The organism is Nocardia crassostreae, from assembly GCF_001613405.1.
Taxonomy (GTDB): domain Bacteria; phylum Actinomycetota; class Actinomycetes; order Mycobacteriales; family Mycobacteriaceae; genus Nocardia; species Nocardia crassostreae.
Map to the genome: position 1 here is coordinate 13034 of NZ_BDCH01000018.1, position 17946 is coordinate 30979.

The 17946-nt window shown below is 67.2% G+C and carries 16 protein-coding genes and 2 pseudogenes; 4 read left to right on the top strand and 14 right to left on the bottom strand.

Annotated features, from left to right (window positions below):
* Positions 1–9: 9 nt before the first annotated feature.
* Positions 10–816: a nuclear transport factor 2 family protein gene (locus NC4_RS18790; protein WP_067540011.1), complete on the bottom strand. Its 807-nt coding sequence runs from the start codon at positions 814–816 to the stop codon at positions 10–12.
* 43 nt (positions 817–859) lie between these two features.
* Positions 860–2227 carry a lipase family protein gene (locus tag NC4_RS18795; RefSeq protein WP_067540014.1) on the bottom strand — a complete coding sequence of 456 codons (1368 nt, stop codon included), beginning with the start codon at positions 2225–2227 and terminating at the stop codon, positions 860–862.
* A 193-nt stretch (positions 2228–2420) separates the two neighbouring features.
* Between NC4_RS18795 and NC4_RS18800 the strand changes: the two genes are divergently transcribed.
* On the top strand, positions 2421–2927 hold the full coding sequence (locus tag NC4_RS18800) for a YdcF family protein (protein ID WP_439957531.1): 507 nt from the start codon (positions 2421–2423) through the stop codon (positions 2925–2927).
* Between the two features lie 105 nt (positions 2928–3032).
* A complete protein-coding gene (locus NC4_RS18805; RefSeq protein WP_067540055.1) occupies positions 3033–4619 on the top strand; it encodes a GMC oxidoreductase in 1587 nt (528 codons plus the stop codon).
* 3 nt (positions 4620–4622) lie between these two features.
* Here the strand turns inward: NC4_RS18805 and NC4_RS18810 are convergent, their stop codons facing one another.
* The 10 genes and pseudogenes from NC4_RS18810 to NC4_RS18855 all read right to left on the bottom strand — a co-directional run bounded on the left by NC4_RS18810 (position 4623) and on the right by NC4_RS18855 (position 14983).
* Positions 4623–6131 (bottom strand): methionine--tRNA ligase, encoded by a 1509-nt coding sequence (locus NC4_RS18810; RefSeq protein WP_067540017.1) that lies wholly within the window; start codon positions 6129–6131, stop codon positions 4623–4625.
* 913 nt (positions 6132–7044) lie between these two features.
* Positions 7045–8025, bottom strand: a complete 981-nt coding sequence (locus tag NC4_RS18820; RefSeq protein WP_067540023.1) for an MlaD family protein — start codon at positions 8023–8025, stop codon at positions 7045–7047.
* Complete coding sequence (locus tag NC4_RS18825; RefSeq protein WP_084529379.1) at positions 8022–9167, bottom strand: MlaD family protein; 1146 nt, start codon at positions 9165–9167, stop codon at positions 8022–8024. The genes NC4_RS18820 and NC4_RS18825 overlap by 4 nt, the downstream gene beginning before the upstream one ends.
* A complete protein-coding gene (locus tag NC4_RS42820; RefSeq protein ID WP_245721784.1) occupies positions 9164–9604 on the bottom strand; it encodes a hypothetical protein in 441 nt (146 codons plus the stop codon). Before NC4_RS42820 ends, NC4_RS18825 begins: the two co-directional genes overlap by 4 nt.
* The gene (locus NC4_RS18830; protein WP_245721785.1) at positions 9517–10245 is read right to left on the bottom strand and encodes an MlaD family protein; all 729 of its coding nucleotides are present in this window, start codon (positions 10243–10245) and stop codon (positions 9517–9519) included. Before NC4_RS18830 ends, NC4_RS42820 begins: the two co-directional genes overlap by 88 nt.
* Positions 10245–11255, bottom strand: coding sequence for an MlaD family protein (locus NC4_RS18835; protein ID WP_084529383.1), 1011 nt, complete (start codon positions 11253–11255; stop codon positions 10245–10247). The genes NC4_RS18830 and NC4_RS18835 overlap by 1 nt, the downstream gene beginning before the upstream one ends.
* On the bottom strand, positions 11252–12247 hold the full coding sequence (locus NC4_RS18840) for an MlaD family protein (protein WP_067540028.1): 996 nt from the start codon (positions 12245–12247) through the stop codon (positions 11252–11254). The genes NC4_RS18835 and NC4_RS18840 overlap by 4 nt, the downstream gene beginning before the upstream one ends.
* Entirely contained in the window at positions 12244–13272 is a 1029-nt protein-coding gene (locus NC4_RS18845) for an MlaD family protein (protein WP_067540031.1), read from the bottom strand. Before NC4_RS18845 ends, NC4_RS18840 begins: the two co-directional genes overlap by 4 nt.
* A 3-nt stretch (positions 13273–13275) precedes the next feature.
* Positions 13276–14141, bottom strand: a pseudogene (locus NC4_RS18850) (ABC transporter permease).
* Positions 14141–14983, bottom strand: coding sequence for an MlaE family ABC transporter permease (locus NC4_RS18855; RefSeq protein WP_067540034.1), 843 nt, complete (start codon positions 14981–14983; stop codon positions 14141–14143). Before NC4_RS18855 ends, NC4_RS18850 begins: the two are co-directional and overlap by 1 nt.
* 436 nt (positions 14984–15419) lie before the next feature.
* On the opposite strand from NC4_RS18855, the gene NC4_RS18860 reads away from it, so the two are divergent.
* A complete protein-coding gene (locus NC4_RS18860; RefSeq protein WP_067540037.1) occupies positions 15420–15632 on the top strand; it encodes a hypothetical protein in 213 nt (70 codons plus the stop codon).
* A 3-nt stretch (positions 15633–15635) separates the two neighbouring features.
* On the opposite strand, the gene NC4_RS18865 is transcribed toward NC4_RS18860, so the two are convergent.
* The gene (locus NC4_RS18865) at positions 15636–16733 is read right to left on the bottom strand and encodes a calcium:cation antiporter (protein WP_067540040.1); all 1098 of its coding nucleotides are present in this window, start codon (positions 16731–16733) and stop codon (positions 15636–15638) included.
* A gap of 99 nt (positions 16734–16832) precedes the next feature.
* Between NC4_RS18865 and NC4_RS18870 the strand changes: the two genes are divergently transcribed.
* A complete protein-coding gene (locus NC4_RS18870) occupies positions 16833–17573 on the top strand; it encodes a VIT1/CCC1 transporter family protein (protein WP_067540043.1) in 741 nt (246 codons plus the stop codon).
* On the opposite strand, the pseudogene NC4_RS41075 reads toward NC4_RS18870, so the two are convergent.
* A pseudogene (locus NC4_RS41075) lies at positions 17570–17946 on the bottom strand (hypothetical protein); the annotation flags it as partial. The gene NC4_RS18870 and the pseudogene NC4_RS41075 sit on opposite strands and share 4 nt — an antisense overlap.

Here is a 17946-nt window from a genome sequence, read left to right on the forward strand (position 1 = left end):
GGCGCGGGACTAGTTCGAGGGCACGAAGATCCGCACGCCCTCGATCCGCGTGCCGTGCTCGGCGAAGTCCAGCTGGGCGATGCCACGGCCCTTACCGGTCTCCGCGGTCGCGGTGACATGGCGGCCCGCCGCGATGGGCTTGCGCCAGCGCAGCCCCTTGGCGCGCGTGGTGAAATCCTCCAGCGACATCGGATCGCCGGTCGCCCAGCGCAATTGCGGCACCGGGGCCAGTCCCGCGCGGGCCGTCGAGACCTCGCCGCGCCCCAGCGCGTCCAGCAGCCGCCCGGCGGCCGCCTTGCCGGGCGCGCCGACGCCGCGCATGCCCCGCATGAATCCCAGTGCGCCGCCGACCCCTTGATTGCCGAGCAGCTGCGGCCCCAGCTTGGCCCCGGCCAGCAGGCCCTGCGCGCCGGAGCCCAGCAGCTGCCCGATCATTCCGGGCAGCTCCCAATGCGCCCGCAGCGCACGAATTCTCAGTGCGCCCTCCACCTCGGCCAGGTCGTAGCGCAGATGCATGGGCACCCGCAGGGTGACGCCGGTGGACATGGTGGTGGCAATGGTCAGATCCCGGAACACCGTCATTCCGCACACCACATCGTTGTCCACGTCGAAGGCGATGCCATTGGGCGCGATGAAGGTGTCGTAGAACCGGTCGATCGCGTCCCGCCCGATATGCGGGCGCGAGCCGACCGGATCCTCGACACCGGCATCCGGGGCGAACAGGCCGACCCAGGCGTCCTTGTCGTGCGCGCCGACCGCGCGCGGCGAGGCTTCGACGGTCGCCAGCAGTTCGGCGGCGGTGGGGTTCGCGGGCACGATGTCCTCCAGGTGGTGAAGCGAGCGCGCGCGATGTTACCGGCTACTTCACACCGATGGGCTTACCGAAGAAGGATGCGAAGGTCTCGCCGAAGGTGTAGGCGAGCATGGCCGTGCCGTTCGGATCCAGGGCCAGCCAGCCCGCGTCGGTGACGGAACAGCCCTGTGGTGCCGGAATGCCTTCGAGGCGATCGCGCATCCAGAGCATGGCCGGGCCGCCGCCGGAGATCTCGGTGGCGACGTGCTCGCCGAAATGCTCGCGGGTGTATTGCACACTCGCCGACGGGTTCTGGCAGTAGGTGTCCACCAGGGTGTTGACCTGGCCGACCGGGATGATCTCGTCGGGATTGGCATTCCAGATGTACATGGGCATATCGGGGACGGCCTTGCCCATGCAGGTCTTGTCGATCACGTCCACGACGGCCGCGTGCTGCATGGGATCACCGGGAACGCGCAGCATGCCCTTCAGATTCAGGAACGGCAGCAGCGACGAGACGTACTGGACGCACAGACCGCTCTGCACGAACGACAGGCCCTTGCCGAGCAGGTCCATGTTCTCGTTGACGAAACGCGCGAAATCCGGGTACTCGCGGGTGAGGCCGTTGACCGCGGCGAGCACCAATCCGGAGGTGGCCTGGCCGTTGGCGACATTCAGGACGACGCCCAGATCGGCGGGCACGCCGCCCTCGGCCGCGCCGACGATATTCAATTCGGGGGCATAGGACTGTTTGAGTTCCGCCGCATGGCCGGTGACGATGGCGCCGCCGGAATAGCCGTACATGCCGATGCGGGTGCTCTCGGCCAGCCGCATGGGCTCGAACGCGGTGGCGGCGCGAATTCCGTCGAGGGTGATGCGGCCGCCCAGCGGGCCCGCGGCGTAGGCATTGTCGAGACCCTGGTGATCCGGGATCACAACACCCCAGCCCTGCTGCAGCGCGCCCTGCGAAATGATGAATTCCGCGGGCACCACGATCTGGCCGACGAACGGGGCGAGCGACCACTGCTGCACCGCATAGGACGGGGCGCAATATCCGGCCAGCGAATCCTCGGCGATCTGCATGGAGACCAGCTTGTCCGGAGCCGAACCGCGCGGCTTGAGCACGGTGGCCACCGCCGGGACGGCCTCGTCGCGGCTGTTGTTGGAGCGGTAGGACAGCTGCCAGGCATCCACATTCAGCGGGATCAGGCCGAAGTTGGCGACATTCACCTGCCGGGCGGCGATGATCTCGCCGGGCGCCTTGCTCGCCACCAGGTCGGGGGCCGGGTTGTAGAACGCCGGATCCAGTTCCTGCGGCACCGGGATCGGCGCCGCGGGCTGGACCGGAACGGCCTCGTCCGCTGTCGCCGTGGACGGCAGCAGGACCGCCGTCGCCACCATTGCCATTGCCGCCGCGGCGATTCCGGACCGCATCGCAGCCGTCCAGTGCACCGTTTTCCGCCTGATCAAGTCCCCGTAACCCTTCATCAAATGTGATACCACTTCGTCTCACACGGTCCGCAGACTATTGCACGACAGTGACCTGCATCGCAATAGCCGGGTTGCCGCACCGGTAACTTCGAATGTGTGGCCCGGTACCTACGAAACGTTCGCGGGAGTCGTCACCCTGGTGGCGCTCGTGGTCGGCATCGGGTTCGCGGGGCGGCCGGTCTTCGTGCATCCGCAGCTGGATCCGCTGCGACCGGCCGATGCCATCGTGGTGCTGGGCGACACCGCCTATGAGCGATTCGATCTCGGCTTGGCGCTCGCGAAGCGGGGACTGGCACCGGAATTGGTGATCTCGCGGTCGACCGGTCGGGACGATCACGTCATGGACCGCTACTGCGCGGGGGACTTCGACTTCGCCGTCTCGTGCTTCGTTCCGGATCCGTGGACCACCCAGGGCGAAGCGCGGGAAATCGGGCGGCGGGCGCGAGCGCAGGGCTGGCGGCACATCATTGTGGTGACGTATACGCCGCATGTCTCGCGCGCACGATACATCGTGGAGCGGTGTTTCGACGGGGAATTGACTATGGTCGCCAGCCCCAGTGATTCGGGGCTCGCGTTCTGGTCGTGGATGTATGTAAGGCAGTCCGCCGGTTACCTGCGCGCGTTTCTGCAACCCGGATTCTGAAGACGAAAGTTGGTCCACGTAAAGGCAATTGAGCGGTTAAGATGAACGCGGGCAAGGGTAGCGCGTCTGTCTCAGGGGGTGGATGCAGGTGCGGAAGGATTTCCGGTGCGTATCGACGACCTGAGTGCCGTACGGGACACCGAACTGGGGGCCGACGTGTGCATTATCGGCTCCGGACCGGCGGGGCTGACCATCGCGACCGAACTGGCGGGCACGCGGCTACGGGTTCTGGTGCTGGAGAGCGGGGGGCTCAAGCTCGCGCCGGACACCGACGAACTCAATGATATAGACAATGTCGGGGCGCCCCGGGCAATGCCATATCGCAACGCGCGCAACCGAATTCTGGGCGGCAGCTCGCACACCTGGAGTGGGCGGTGCGCACCGCTGGACGAGCTGGACTTCGCCGCGCGCGACTGGGTGCCGTGCTCCGGCTGGCCCATCGGGTATGCCACCGTGGAACCCTATTTGAACAGGGCCGCAACACATTTGGGCCTCGGCTACGGTGGCGGTTATACGGGCGACCGGTTCTGGGAGCTGGCCGACCGCGTACCGCCCGCCCAGGATCTGGACCGGCGCTGGCTGCGGCCGTACTTCTGGCAGATCAGCAAAGATCCGGCTGATCCATTCGACAGCAAGCGTTTCGGGGCGCATGCCGCCGGAATCACGGCGTCGAATGTTCGAATTCTTCTCAATGCAACGGTGACGCATATCGATACGAATCCGTCGGGCGCCCATGTGGAGTCATTACGTGTCGTCGATGCGGAAGGCAATGCGCGCACCGTCCGGGCCGCTCGAATTGTATTGGCCACCGGCGGAATAGAAAACGCGCGACTATTGCTCGCCTCGAATGAGATCGAGCCCGCGGGAGTCGGAAATCGCCATGATGTCGTCGGCCGCTATCTGCTCGACCACCGCTGCGGCGTGGTCGGCACGCTCGACCCGCAATCCTCCGCCGCCGCCCGCGACCGTTTCGGCAAATACGTAGTCAAATCCCGCAGCGGCAAACACACCTTCCTGCACGGCGTCGCCCTCTCCCCCGAACTACAGGCCGCCGAAGGTCTCCTCAACTGCGCCTTGTGGATTCAAGAGGTCCCCGCCGACGACGACCCCTGGGAGGCGGTCAAGAACCTCCTCCGTGGCCACCTCACGCCACACGACGCCCGCATTGTCGCCACCAACCCGGGCCTGCTCCTCTCCGGCGCCAAACGCCGCCTGATCAACCACACGGGCCTCCCCCGCAAACTCGAACACGTCGAACTCCGCTGCATGGTCGAACAAGCCCCCGACCCGAACAGCCGAATCACCCTGAGCGACAAGGTGGACCGCCTGGGCATCCCCCTGGCCCGCATCGACTGGAAACTGAGCCCCCGGGAAGACACGACCGTCCGCCGCGCCGCCGCCCTGGCCGCCACCGAATTCGCCCGCCTCGGCTTCCCCCCACCCGAACTCCACGAGTGGGTCCGCGAAGCCAGCCCCCTCCCCGCCCACCTCACCGACTGGGCCCACCCCACCGGCTCCACCCGCATGTCCACCGACCCCGGCACCGGCGTGGTCGATGCCGACTGCCGCGTCCACGCCATCGACAACCTCTACATAGCGGGCAGCTCCGTCTTCCCCACCAACGGCCACGCCAACCCAACCCTCACCATCGTGGCCCTGGCCGTCCGGCTGGCGGATCACCTGCGCCACTGAGGATTACCGCGAGCCTCCGATCCGGGGCTGGATCGGCCGCGGCAGCGGCAATACGCCCGCCCGCAGGGTGCACTGCTCGGTGATGCGGGCCGCGAGATCCGGTAGAAACGGGTCCAGCGCTGCGGCAATGGCGTGACACGCCCGCACCAGGATGGCGAGAACCGCATCCAGTTCGGCGCTCACCCCGCCATGCCGTTCCGCCGCGGCGAGTTCCCACGGGCGCACCGTGTGGATGTACCGGTTGGCCGCCACGGCAATGGCCCACACGGCCCCGGTCGCGCGGCGGAAGTCGAAGTCGGCCAGCGCGGAATCGACGCCGACGCCGACCTCATCGATAACGCGGCACAGGCCCTCCGCTCCCGGCGGGTGCGACCCCGCCCGGGGCACCAGGCCGTGCCGATAGCGGTGGACCAAACCCACCGTCCGGTTGACCAGATTGCCTATGCCATTGGCGAGTTCGGTATCGGTGCGGTGCACGAGGCGATCGATGGTGAAATCGACCTCGCCGACACGGGGAGGTTCGCGCAGCAGCCACCAGCGCACCGCATCGACGCCGAACCGGTCGACCAGTTCTATCGGGTCGACAGCTGTTCCCGCCGACTTGCTGATCTTGCGGCCGTCGACGGTGAGATAGTCGTGCACCTGGACCTGCGTGGGCAGCGCCCGGCGCGCCGACAAGAGGATCGCAGGCCAGTACACGGCGTGGAAGCGGATGACCCCCTTGCCGACCACATGGATTCGGTGATCGGACTCGGTCCACCAGCGCCGCACCCCCTCGCCGCCCGTGCCGTAACCCAAACCGGTCAGGTAGTTGCCCAGGGCATCCCGCCAGACGTAGATCACCTGATCCGGGTCGCCGGGAACCGGAATTCCCCAGCCCCGTGCCCTGCCGCTGGATCGGGACACCGAGAAGTCCTCCAGCCCTCCGGCAATGAAGGCCAGCACCTCGTTGCGCCGTGCGGCGGGCTCGATCCGAATGACATCCGAGGTGATGAGATCGCGGAGCCGGTCGGCGTAGCGGGACAACCGGAAGAACCAGTTGACCTCCGAAATCCGTTGCGGCTCGGCGTCATGCTCGCGGCACCGCCCATCGGCCAGTTCGGCCGGTGCGTAGAACTGCTCGCAGCCAACGCAATACAGGCCGTCGTAGTGCTTGCGGTAGAGGTCACCCGCGGCGGCACAGGCCCGCCACAGTTCTTCCACGCCCGGCCGATGACGGCTGTCGCGGCTGGTGTGGAGGACATTGACGACCGATACGGACAACCGCCGCGGCAAGGCCGCGAACGCCGCCGCATTCGCATCGACGAATTCCCGCACTCCGATACCGGCCCGCTCGGCGGCCAGCACGTTCTTCAGTGAATTGTCATCGGTGCCGGTCTGGAACCGGACGCTCGCACCGCGGCCGCGATGGTGGCGAGCGAGCACATCGGCCTGCACGAGCTCGAGCGCGAAACCCAGATGGGGCCGCGCATTGACATAGGGGATGGTGGTGGTGATGTAGGTGTGCGTCATCGGAACCTCCGGGGAAAGCCGGGGCACCGATCGGCGATATGAATCGAGGCCCCGTGTGAACAGGGCCTCGAACCATTCGTTCGCGCAGCGTCAGCGGCCCCGTGAGCGGGGCATCATGGCGGGACGAACGAATGTGGTCATGCTGAAAATGCTATCCGGAGAACCGATCCGGAGCCGCTGAATTTCCGCGGCCCCCGACTCGGGGTTACTGCTTGGGGAGGGCGAGGTTCATGCCGCCTACGTCGGCTACCTTCCAGGCGTTGTTGGGGTCGACGGTGACGTTGTAGGTGACCGTGGTTTGGACGCCTTCGGGGTTCTGGGCGTTGGTGGAGGTTACGTTGAGGAAGACGTTGACCTGGTAGACGCCGTTGTCGTGGGAGACGACCTTGGCGGTTACGGGGGTGGCCGACGAGGTCCACTTCAGGGGGACCAGGATTTCCTGGAGCTTCGGGGCGGTGGCGTCGAATTTGTTGGCCAGGGTGGGGGGTGGTGTTGGCCTTCAGGCGGGTGGTCCAGGAGGTCAGGTCGGAGAAGTTGATATTGGAGGCGCCTACCGAGTAGTCGGTGGCCACCTGTTCGGCGTGCTTTTCGTCGGCTGCCTGGGCGTCGCGGTCGGACAGGTCGCCGCGGGCGGACAACCAGAGAGCCGTTGTGGTGATCAAGGCGCCGATGACCAGGACGGCGGCGGCCGCCAGGGCCAGGGTGGAGAGCTTGAGTTGCACCGTCTTCGGGGACGGGGCGGCAGTGGGGGCCGCCTTGGCGAACTCGACCTCGGGGGTCCCGGCGGGCCCGGCCGCGAGGGCCTCAGGGGACTCGGCCGCGAGGGTTTCGGGGGCGGAGACGGCGGGGGCCTCCGCGTCGACCGCGCGGTTCGGATCGGCGTCGTTGGTCATCTGCGTTCTCCTTCGGGGACTTACTTGACGTTGACCTGTACGCGCATGGCGCCGTCGCCGGTGCTGGCAAGCGCTTGCGAGATCAGGGAGCTGATATCGATCTGGGGGGCCGAGGTGCGGGCCGCGTCTACGAGCGGCTGCAGTTGGGGGGCCAGGGTGTTCAGTTCGGGTCCGGCTTGCTGTAACCAGTCGGTCAGCCGTGCCAGGAAGGTGGCCAGCCCGTTGCCGTCGACATACGCCTCGGGTCCGGGGGCCTTGTCGACGAGTCTACCGACTGCTTCGACCAGGTCATTGAGAGACTGTGCGAACTGGACCAATGCGGGAGCGGCAGCTGCCGTTGCTTCGGGGATGCCGTCCATGTTCATGGCGGTGGCCTGGAAGCTGTTCAGTAGCTGGGCGATTTTGGGTTCGCGGCTCATGATGGGGGCGGCCAGCAGATCTCCGGCGTGGGTGAGGGGCGGCATGGCGGATTCGGTGTCGTCGAAGGCCGCGCCGAGGGTGCTCGCGAGGGAGGCCGCGACCTTCGGGTCGAGCTGGTTCATGACCTGGTTGACCAGGCGGGCCACCTCGGGGATGGACAGCGGGGATTCGACCGCGGAGGTGTCGAGTCGCTGGCCGTCGGTCAGGTAGGGGCCGTTGCCGGTTCGGGGGCGGAACTCGACGTAGGGTTCGCCCAGGGCGGAGAGCTGCTCGATGGTGATGACGCTGTCGGTGGGCACCCGGCGGTCGGCGTCCACGCGGAAGCCGATCTCGACACCGCGGACGGTGCTGTGCACCGAGGTGATCTTGCCGATCTTCATGCCGGTCAACAGGATCGGGGAACCGACGCTCAGGCCGCCGGAATTGGCCAGCACCATGGAGGCATTGGTGTATTCGGCGAAAGGGTCGGCGCGGACGACGCCGAAGGTCAGGTAGCTCGCGCCCACCACGGTGACGGCGGCGATACCGCCCAGCGACGCCAGGGAACCCCACTTTGCGGAGCAAAAAGTCGAGCGCCTCATCGGACTGCTCCGATCATGCGCAGAGTGGACAGGATATTGCCGACCTGATCGTCGCGGGAGACCGAATCGACCTGCACGCCGGTGACATTCACCTTCGGTCCCTGTTCCACGAACGGAATCAGCTTGTCCCGCAACAGCGATACCAGCAGCATCAGATTCGACGACTGCGACAGATCCAGGGGGCTGCCCGAGAAGGCCAGCGGCACGAAGGCTTGCACCGCCGCATTGCCGGAGGTGGCAATGGGGGCGAGCCAGGTCAGCGAACCGCCCAGCTGGCCCAGCACGGCGAAGATCTGGGTGACGCCCGCGATGGAGTGGGCGATGCCGGTCATGGCGTCCACCGATTCCTGGCTCAGCTGGTGATCCAGGAAGTCGGCGCGATCGTGCAGCACTTGCGCATTGACGCCCAGCCCGTTCAGCAACGAATCCACATCGTCGAGATTGGCGGCCAGGTCCACCGCATTGGCGGCGGCGTTCTGGGCAATGCGCTTGGTCTCGTTCGGATCCTGCGGCAGCACCGCATTGAACCGATTGATGATGTCCTGCAACTGATTCACGGCGCCGCCCTGGGTGAAGGCGGCCAGCGCGGCCATGGTGTCCTCGAGCTGCACCGCGGGGCGGGTGCGCTCCTGGGCGATGGTGCCGCCGTCGGACAGCAGCGAACCGAAACCGTCGGTCGGGGTGGTCAGCGCCAGATGGATATCACCGAGCACGGTGTTCTGCCGCAACTCGGCAATGGTGGTGAGGGGCAACTGCACCTTGTCCGAGATATCGGCGTCGACGACCACATAGCCGCCGCGCCCGCCGGACTTGGACGCCTCCACCACGCGCACCCCGGCGACCGAACCGACCTGCGCGCCATTGGCGATGACCTTCGCCCGCGCGGGCAGATTCAGTACATTGCCGAACTCGATGTGAATGCGATAGGTCGGTCCCGATACCGTGGTGCCGGGCACCGGCACCGAGGACGGGTCGAACGAGCACGCGCCGCTCCCGGCCAGCAGCCCGGCCGCGAGCAAAGCCGCACCGGCCCGCTTGGCAGCCACACCGGCCCGCCCGGCCCCCGCCGCGCGCTGCGGCCGGACCGCCCGCGCGGTCACCGCGCCACCGTCGATCGTGATCTCCCAGCGTCCGATTCTCATCGCGCACCTGCCATTCCGAGCACGAGGGGCACCAGCAGGACATTCACCATGCCGTCGGCGGCATCGGTGCACGATCCGGGCGTCAGCGCGTTCACCGCCGCACGGACCTGATCGGCCTGCGGCGCGGGCAGGGCCGCCCGCGGGGACGCGTACCCGACACCGTCGGTCATGACGGATTTCGCGGCATTGGTCAGCACCGGCAGTTTGAGCATGATCTCCGACAGCGAGCCGACATTGGCGCGCAGCAACCGCACCAGCGGCAGGGTGTCGTCCAGGGCCCGCATGATCGGATCCCCGGCAATGGTCACCAGATCATTGAGCATGGGCAGCGCCTGACCGAGCCGATCGATCAATTCCGCACCGGGACCGAGCAATTCGTTGCTGGCGTTCTCCAGGGCGGGAGCCAGGCGCAGCAGCATGGAGCGCAGATCGCCCAATGCTGTTCCACCTTCTCGCCCACCGACGCGAAAGCATCGAAAATCCCGGCCAGATGGGCGATATCGGCATCGGGCTGCGACAGCGCCGAGCCCAGCTTCTTCACGATCTCGTTGATCTGCGGACCCGCACCGGCGGTGGCGGCATCCAGTCCGGCCAGACCGCGCGCGAGCGCATCGGGCGCCTGCGCCGCCTGCAATTCCGAGGACAGATCCGCCAGCGCGGTCAGCGTCTCGGTAATGCTCTTGGGCGTCAGCGTTTTGGTGATCGGCCGCGCCGGATCCCAGCGCTCCAGATTCTTGCCGCTGAACAGGATCGCCAGATTCCGGTCCGCCACAATCGAATCGGCGACCGTGGTGGCGGCGGCATCGGCATAGATCGGATACCGCGCGTCGACCGAGAAGCCGACTTCGACCTTGGCGCCCTCGGATTCGATGGAATCGACCGTGCCCACCGGTATGCCCCGCATGGTCACCTTGTTGCCCACGTACAGGCCCACCGCGTCCGGCATGAGCGCGGTGTAGGACTCGGTCTTCTTCATCGGATCGAAGTAGACGAAGTAGCCGACCGCCGCCAGCACGGCCACCAGCACCGCGCCCGCGACCGACATGAACCACTGCGAGCCGAGCATGCGCTTGAACATCAGCAGTCCTTTCCGGGCACCGGCACGCACACCTGCGGCAGGGTCACCGTCTGCTGGGACTGGTCGATGGTCACGCCGCCCTCGGGAATCACCAGCGCGGACAGCTTCTGCTGCAAGCCGTGCGCGGCGTCGAGGGTCGGCTGGAACTTGGCGCCGAGCTGCTCCAATTGCGTGATGGCGCCGTCGATCACGGGCTTCAGCTCATCCCAGGTCGGTTGCGCGCCGCCGAGCCGCCCGACCACATCGCTGAGCAGCCGGATGGCCTCGGCCATTTCGGTGTGCTTGGCCTCCAGCACGGTGACCAGCAGATTGGCATTGTCCATCAGCCGCCCCAGATCGGTCTTCGCGCCGTCGTACATGCGGACGTACTCGTCGGCCACCGAGATGGCATTGGACACCTGGGTGCGCTGGCGGTCCAGCGCGTCCACATAGGTGCCGACCGTCTGCAATGTGGTGCGCAGGGTCTCCGGGGCGGCTTCCAGGGAGTTGCCGAGCGCGGCGAGGTTGCGGTTCAACGTCGTACCGTCGATGGCGGCCAGCGGTGCGGCGGCGTCCTGAAAGGTCTGGGTCAGGCTGTAGGGCAGCCGCACCCGGTCCATGGGAATGGCATTGTCCCCCAACGGCTGTGCACCGGCCGGGAACACCGAGACGTAGTGGCCGCCGACGATGGTGAGCATGCGGACGTCCAGGGAGGTCTGATCCCCCAGGAACACATTGGAATTCACGGTGAAGCGCATGACCACCCGGTCCGGCTTCAGTTCCAGGGATTTCACCTCGCCCACGGAAATGCCCGCGATGCGCGCGTCGTCGCCCGCCTTCACCGACTGCGCCTCGGACAGTTCCGCGGTGTAGGTGTGCTTGCCGAACGGCACCACGAACAGCACGCCCGCCCCCAGCAGCAGCACACCCACCAGGACCGCGCCGACAATGCCGCGCCGCAGTTCCCGCTTCTTGCAGGTGCCCTCGTCGATGACCCGGTCGTCGCGAACCAGGAAGCGGGGCAATCTCATCCGTTGCATATCGCCACCCGCTGTCCCTGCACCAGCACGCCGATCACCGACGGCACCTCCGCATTTCCCTTGCTGCACAACGGCTTCCATCCGGAGGGATCCGGCAGCGAGGCATCGGCGGCGGCCAGCACCGCGGGCAGTCTGCCGAAGACCTCGAGCGCCTCCTTCGCATCGGGGAAGAGTTTGCGGATCAATGCGTCCACATCACTGCCGCTGTTGATGCCGAGGGTGCGCAGCAGGCTGTCCACCGGTCCGAGTACCGACGGCGCGGTCATGGCGAACTGAGCCAGGCCGCCGATATTCTGCTGCAGCGCTTCGAAAATATTGGTGAGCTGCTCCAACAGCGGCACCAGGTAGTGCACCCGCCCGCTGAGCCGGTCGTCCAGATCCGACATGTTCTTGATGAGCGTGCCGATCACCTGCTGCCGGTTCTCCACGTAGGAGGCCAGCTTGCCGATGGCGTCCATGGCCGGTCCGACACCGCCGCCATCGCCCTCGATCAAAGCGACCATGCTGGCGCTGAATTGGTTGATGGCCTCGGGAGACACCGTGGCCAGCACCGGCTTCAGGCCGTTGAACAGGCTCGTCACATCGAAAGACGGCACCGTGCGCTCGATTCCGATACGCGCGTCGGCCGCGATCCGGCTGCCGGGCGCCGGCTGCTGCTGCAAGTCGATGTACCGCTGCCCGGTGAGGTTCTGGTACCGGATGGCCAGCGTGGAGTTGTCGTAGATGGGCGCATCGGTTTTGACCGACAACCGGACTCGCGCGTTCACGCCGTCCAGATCGATGCTCTTCACCTTGCCGACCTGCACGCCGTACATGCGCACGTCATCGCCGACCTTCAGGCCATTGGCGTCGGTGAACAGCGCGTCATGGGACTCGGTGTCGCCGGAGACCGGCCGCTGGATCGCGGTGAGCACCAACATGAGCACCACCACGATCACCCCGGCGAACAATGCCAGCCGCCACGCCGCCGCCTTGACACTCATCGCACACCTCCCAGCAGCGGCACCGCGACGGCGGGCACGCCGCGCAGATCTACCTCGACATTCAGCACCGGCCCCTGCCCGTTGTCCGGCATGGCCGCGCGCAGGTTGTTCAGCAGCGCGGTCAATTCCGCCGAGGACTGCTGCGGCCGCGGCACCATCTGCGCCAGCATGGCCAGTAGCGGCGCGAGCATGTCGGTGAAGCCGGACAGCTCGCTTCCGGCCGTGCCCAGGGTCCCCGCGAGCACCGGCAACAACTGCCCGGTGACCAGCGACAGCCGCTGATCGAACCCGTCCCGGTCCTGCTGCAACCGCTGCAGGCTGCGGATCATGTCCACCGCCTGCACGGTCGCGCCCGCGAACTGCCCGCCGCCGTCGAAGGCCGGGCCCAATTCGCCGAACAGCTCCGACATGGGCATCTTCTGGTTCTCGGTGACCGTCCGCGCCGCGGTGATGATGGCCTGTGCCAAGGGCGTCAGCGCCTCGGTATCGGCTGCGGCCTGCGCGATGACCGAGGCCATCTGCGGTGTCAGCACCGAGCCGCCGACCTGCGACATGCTGCGCAGCATCGACCCCATGGTGGCGTCGTACACGGCGGTCGCCTTGGCCCCGGTCATATCGAGGACCGCGCCCGCTCGCAGCGGGGCGCCGCCGGGCCCGCGACGCAGCTCGATCTCGCTGATGCCGAACAGATTCGCGGGCGCGTAATCCACCAGCACCGAATCGTCCACCCCGAACAGCCGGGATTCGTCCAGCCGCAACCCGATGCGCTGGGTGCCGCGCTGATCCGGTTCGATCTCGGTGACCTTGCCGATGAGCACGCCGTTCATGCGCACATCGGTGCCCACCAGCACGCCGTCGCCGATCTGCTCGGTGCGCAGCGAGATCGGCAGTCCGGCTTCGTCTTTCTGCGACCGGTACAGCGACCAGGCCGCCAGCACCGCGACCACCAGCGCGATGGCGACCGCACCCACCGTCATGGACCGCTTGCGGTCCACGGCGACACCCGGCATTCCGTAGTTCGGCATCCTCTACCCCGTAAACGTGATGGCCGAGTTGAAGCCCCACAGCCCGATGGACAGCACCATGTCGAGGGCGATGATGGCGACCGAACTGGCGCGCACCGCCTTACCCGACGCGATGCCCACGCCCTCCGGACCGCCGGTGGCGAAAAAGCCGTAGTAGCAATGGATCAGGATGACCACCGTCGCGAAGATCGCCACCTTGCCGACCGCGGCGATCACGTCGAATCCGGAGACGAACTGGAAGAAGTAGTGGTCGTACACGCCCGCCGAGGAGCCGTGCACCAGCGTGATGAGCCCGCGGCAGGCCAGATACGACAGGATCAGCGCTATCAGGAAGGTCGGGATGATGGCCACCGCACCGGCCAGCACGCGCGTGGTCACCACGAACGGCACCGAGCGCAGGCCCAGCGATTCGATGGCGTCGATCTCCTCGGAGATGCGCATGGATCCGATCTCGGCGGTCATGCGGCAGCCCGCCTGCGCCGCGAAGCCGATGGCCGCGGCAATGGGCGCGAGCTCGCGCGTGGTCGCATAGGCCGACACCAGGCCGGTCACCGGGCCCATGCCCAGCATGTCCAGGGTGGCGAACGATTCCACCGCCACCGACGCGCCCATGACCAGGCCGAGCACGATCATCATGGGCGCACGGTCCCGCCGCCCACGATGATGGAGCCGCGGCCCCAGGTCATATTGGTGATGGCCCGCATGGTCTCGTCCCGATACCGCTTCAGCGTCAGCGGAATCGAGGACAGCACCTGCCACACGAACGACAGTACGAAGCCGAGGTTCTCCACCCGGCGCAGAATCAGCCCGCGTTTGCGATAGAAGCGCGCCGCCCAGCCCAGCCCCTTCGGGACGTACGTCGCCGACATCAGGCCAGCCTCGTGGGCAGGAACATGGCGGTGATCTGGGTGGCGACCAGATTCACGATCACGATGGACACCACCGACAGCACCACCGCGGCATTCACGGCATCGGCCACGCCGCGCGGTCCGCCCTTGGCCTCCAGGCCGCGCTGGCAGGAGATGATCACCACGATGAAGCCGAAGACGACGGCCTTCAGCAGCGATACCCACACATCGGCGGTGGTGGTGAAGGAGCCGAAGGTGGACCAGTAGCTGCCCGGCGTGACGTTCTGGCCGCCCACGGCGACCGCATAACCGGCGAGCACGCCGACGAAGATGATGAGCACGTTCAGCAGCGGCGCCACGAAGATCATGGCGACCAGGCGGGGGATGACCAGCCGGTGGATCGGGCTGATGCCCATGGTGTTCAGCGCGTCGATCTCCTCGCGGATGGTGCGCGCGCCGAGATCGGCCGCCAGTGCCGCCGCGCCCGCGCCGCCGAGCAGGAAGCCCGTGGCCAGGGGCGCGCCCTGTTTGATGACGCCGAGCCCGCCGGTGGCGCCCAGCAGCGAATCCGCGCCGAGGGTTCGGATGAGGTTGCCGACCTGCACCGAGACGATGACGCCGAAGGGGATCGCCATCAGGATGGCGGGAATCGCGGTGACCGTGACCAGTCGCCACGCCTGCAGGATGGCTTCCTTCCACTGGAACTGCCCGCGCGCGATATCGCCGAACGTTCCGGTGACCGAATCCCGGGCGATGCCCGCCGCGCGGCCGAAGGTGCGCAGCGAGGAGACCACCGTGTCGGAGAAGTTGTCGCGCACGATGCGAACCGCGGTGGGGGCGTTCTTCGGGAGGACCCGGGTCATCGCGGCACTACTTCATCAGGGCGTCGAAATCGACGTCGAGGGACGAGCTTCAAATCATCTTCTCCGTGATCGGCAACACTGCCTGCCATCAAAGCTAATGGTTACGACGAGTTACAACAAATCCGTTCGAGGTGTGATCGGAGACTCCAAGCTACTGACGGGTACACAGCGGCGCAATGCAGGTAAACCTGACATAACCGCCCGTAGATGGGGTTTCTGGAACGTGTTATCAGAGCTGATCCGCTATCAATACGACGCCCACCACTCTGTCGGCGAACTTCTCGCACGAGGCTTCCGGGCGAGTGAGCTATACCTGACCGCCCCTTGGAGTGAACTGGCAGCAATCCAAAATCATGCGGGTCGGCCGGGGATCCGCGCGACCTATATTCGGCCGAACCCTTCCCCGCGACGGCGCCCGGCGTGTTCACTGACAACCGTGGATAACACCGTGTCGGCAGTCATGGGCGCGATCGAGGCCGGTGACTGGACGGCGTTCGCGAAACTGGTTCACCCGTACGTGCATTGGACCGAAGACGGCCACACCACCCGCGGCCGCACCAAGGTCATGGCAGAGCTGTCCCACCGCGGCGCGAAAGCCGCGACGTCGTACGAACTACGCGACGGGCAGATCTACCGCTGGAACGCCTGAGCGCTACGGGCTGACCGCCAGGAAGACGAAGCCGGAGAACAACACCAGGTGCACGCAGCCCTGCAACAGGGTCGCGCGACCCGGTACCACCGTGAGCGCACCGACCACTACCGTGAGCGCGAGCAACACCATTTGCGTCGCGCCCAGGCCGAGCATGAGCGGGCCCTCGATCCAGATGGACACCAGCGCGATGGCCGGAATGGTCAGGCCGATGCTCGCCATGGCCGAACCCAGCGCCAGGTTCAGGCTGATCTGCACCTGATCGCGGCGCGCGGACCGGACAGCGGCAATGGTCTCCGGCAGCAGCACCAGCATGGCGATCACCACGCCGACCGCCGACGGCGGCAAACCGGCTGCGGCGATACCGGATTCGATGGACGGCGAGACGGTCTTGGCCAACCCGACCACGCCGATGAGCGCCACCAGCAGCAGGCCGACGCTGAGCAGCGCCCGGTGCTTGGTGGGCGGGTCCTCGTGGTCGCCGTCGACGGCGACGCCGCTCTCCTCGACCGGTAGGAAGTCGTCGGGATGGCGGACGGTCTGCACCATGACGAAGACGCCGTAGAGCACCAGCGAGGCCACCGCCGCGAAGGCCAGTTGTGAGGCGGAGAAGACCGGGCCCGGTTCACTGGTGGTGAAGGTCGGCAGCACCAGGCTCAGCGTGGCGAGGGTGGCGACGGTGGCCAGGGCCGCGCCGGTGCCCTCGGAGTTGAAGACCGCCACGCGGCGGCGGAGCGCGCCTACCAGGAGGGATAGGCCGAAGATGCCATTGCAGGTGATCATGACGGCGGCGAAGACGGTGTCGCGGGCGAGGGAGGCCGCCTTGTCGCCGCTGGAGAGCATGAGGGTGACGATGAGACCGACTTCGATAATGGTCACGGCGACCGCGAGGATGAGCGAGCCGAACGGTTCGCCTACTCGGTGTGCCACCACCTCGGCGTGGTGGACCGCTGCCAGCACCGCGCCGACCAGGGCCAATGTCACCACGGTGCCCGCGATCGGACCGAGGTCGCGACCCCAGGTAATCGCCAGCACGACGGCGGCTAGCGGCGGGACGAGCGCAGACCAGTAGCGAGTGCAGAAGCGGACCATGATCACCATCGTTCCAGCTACAAGTTCGCAATTGCCGCAAAACGAGAGTCATGGCACGCTCGGCGCGCGGTCCACATGACAGACACGCAGGTGTCCTAGGCTGCGAATGTGGACGAATCGACCGCCGATTCCGGCAATACCGGCCAACCCCACCCGCACGAGCCACACGGCGAAGGACTGGCCACGCGGCTGAACTGGCTGCGGGCCGGAGTGCTGGGCGCGAACGACGGGATCGTGTCCACCGCCGGTCTGGTGGTGGGCGTCGCGGCGGCCGCGAGCGAGACGTCCACCATCCTCACCGCGGGCATCGCGGGACTCACCGCGGGCGCGATCTCCATGGCCGCCGGTGAATACGTCTCGGTCAGCACCCAGCGCGACAGCGAGCGGGCGCTGCTGCACAAGGAGAAGCGCGAGCTCGCGGAACAGCCGGATTTCGAACTGGCCGAACTGGCGCAGATCTATCAGGACAAGGGCCTGTCCCCGGCGACCGCCCGCCAGGTCGCGCGGGAGCTCACCGCGCACGATGCCTTCCGGGCCCACGCCGAGACGGAATTGGGTTTGGACCCAACCGAACTCACCAATCCGTGGCAGGCGGCCATATCCTCGGCCGTGTCGTTCACCCTGGGGGCGCTGCTCCCCCTGCTCGCCATCCTGCTCCCGCCGGAGTCCTGGCGAATCCCGGTCACCTTCGTGGCCGTGCTCATCGCGCTGGCGATCACCGGCTCGGTGAGCGCCCGACTGGGCGGGAGCAATCCCCGCCGAGCGGTCCTGCGCGTCGTCATAGGCGGCGCGCTCGCCATGGCCGTCACCTACGGCATCGGGCAGCTGGCGGACGTCTCCGGCATCTAGCGCGGCGAGATCTGGTCCGCGGCAACTGTTTCCGCGAGCGGCGGCGCCTGGTCCGGGGCGGCGGAGTCCGGTGGCGGCGGGGCCCGGTCCGGTGCGACCGGTTCCGCGGGCGGTGGCGGGGGCAGGGGTGCGCCGGGGACGCAGACCCAGTTGACCACCGGGAACGGATCCCAGTGTCCGGGGAAGCCATTGGCCCAGCATTCCGCGCCGATGGCGGGCGGCGCTCCGGCGGGAGTGGGGTGCACGCAGATCCAGCCCGCACTCGGCTGGTCGACCGGGAGGACGAAAGCGGCTGCCTGGCAGCCGATTCCGCCTGCCGCGACAACCGGGGAGACGATCGGCAGGGGCGGGAGCACCAGGGGCGGCGGAGGAG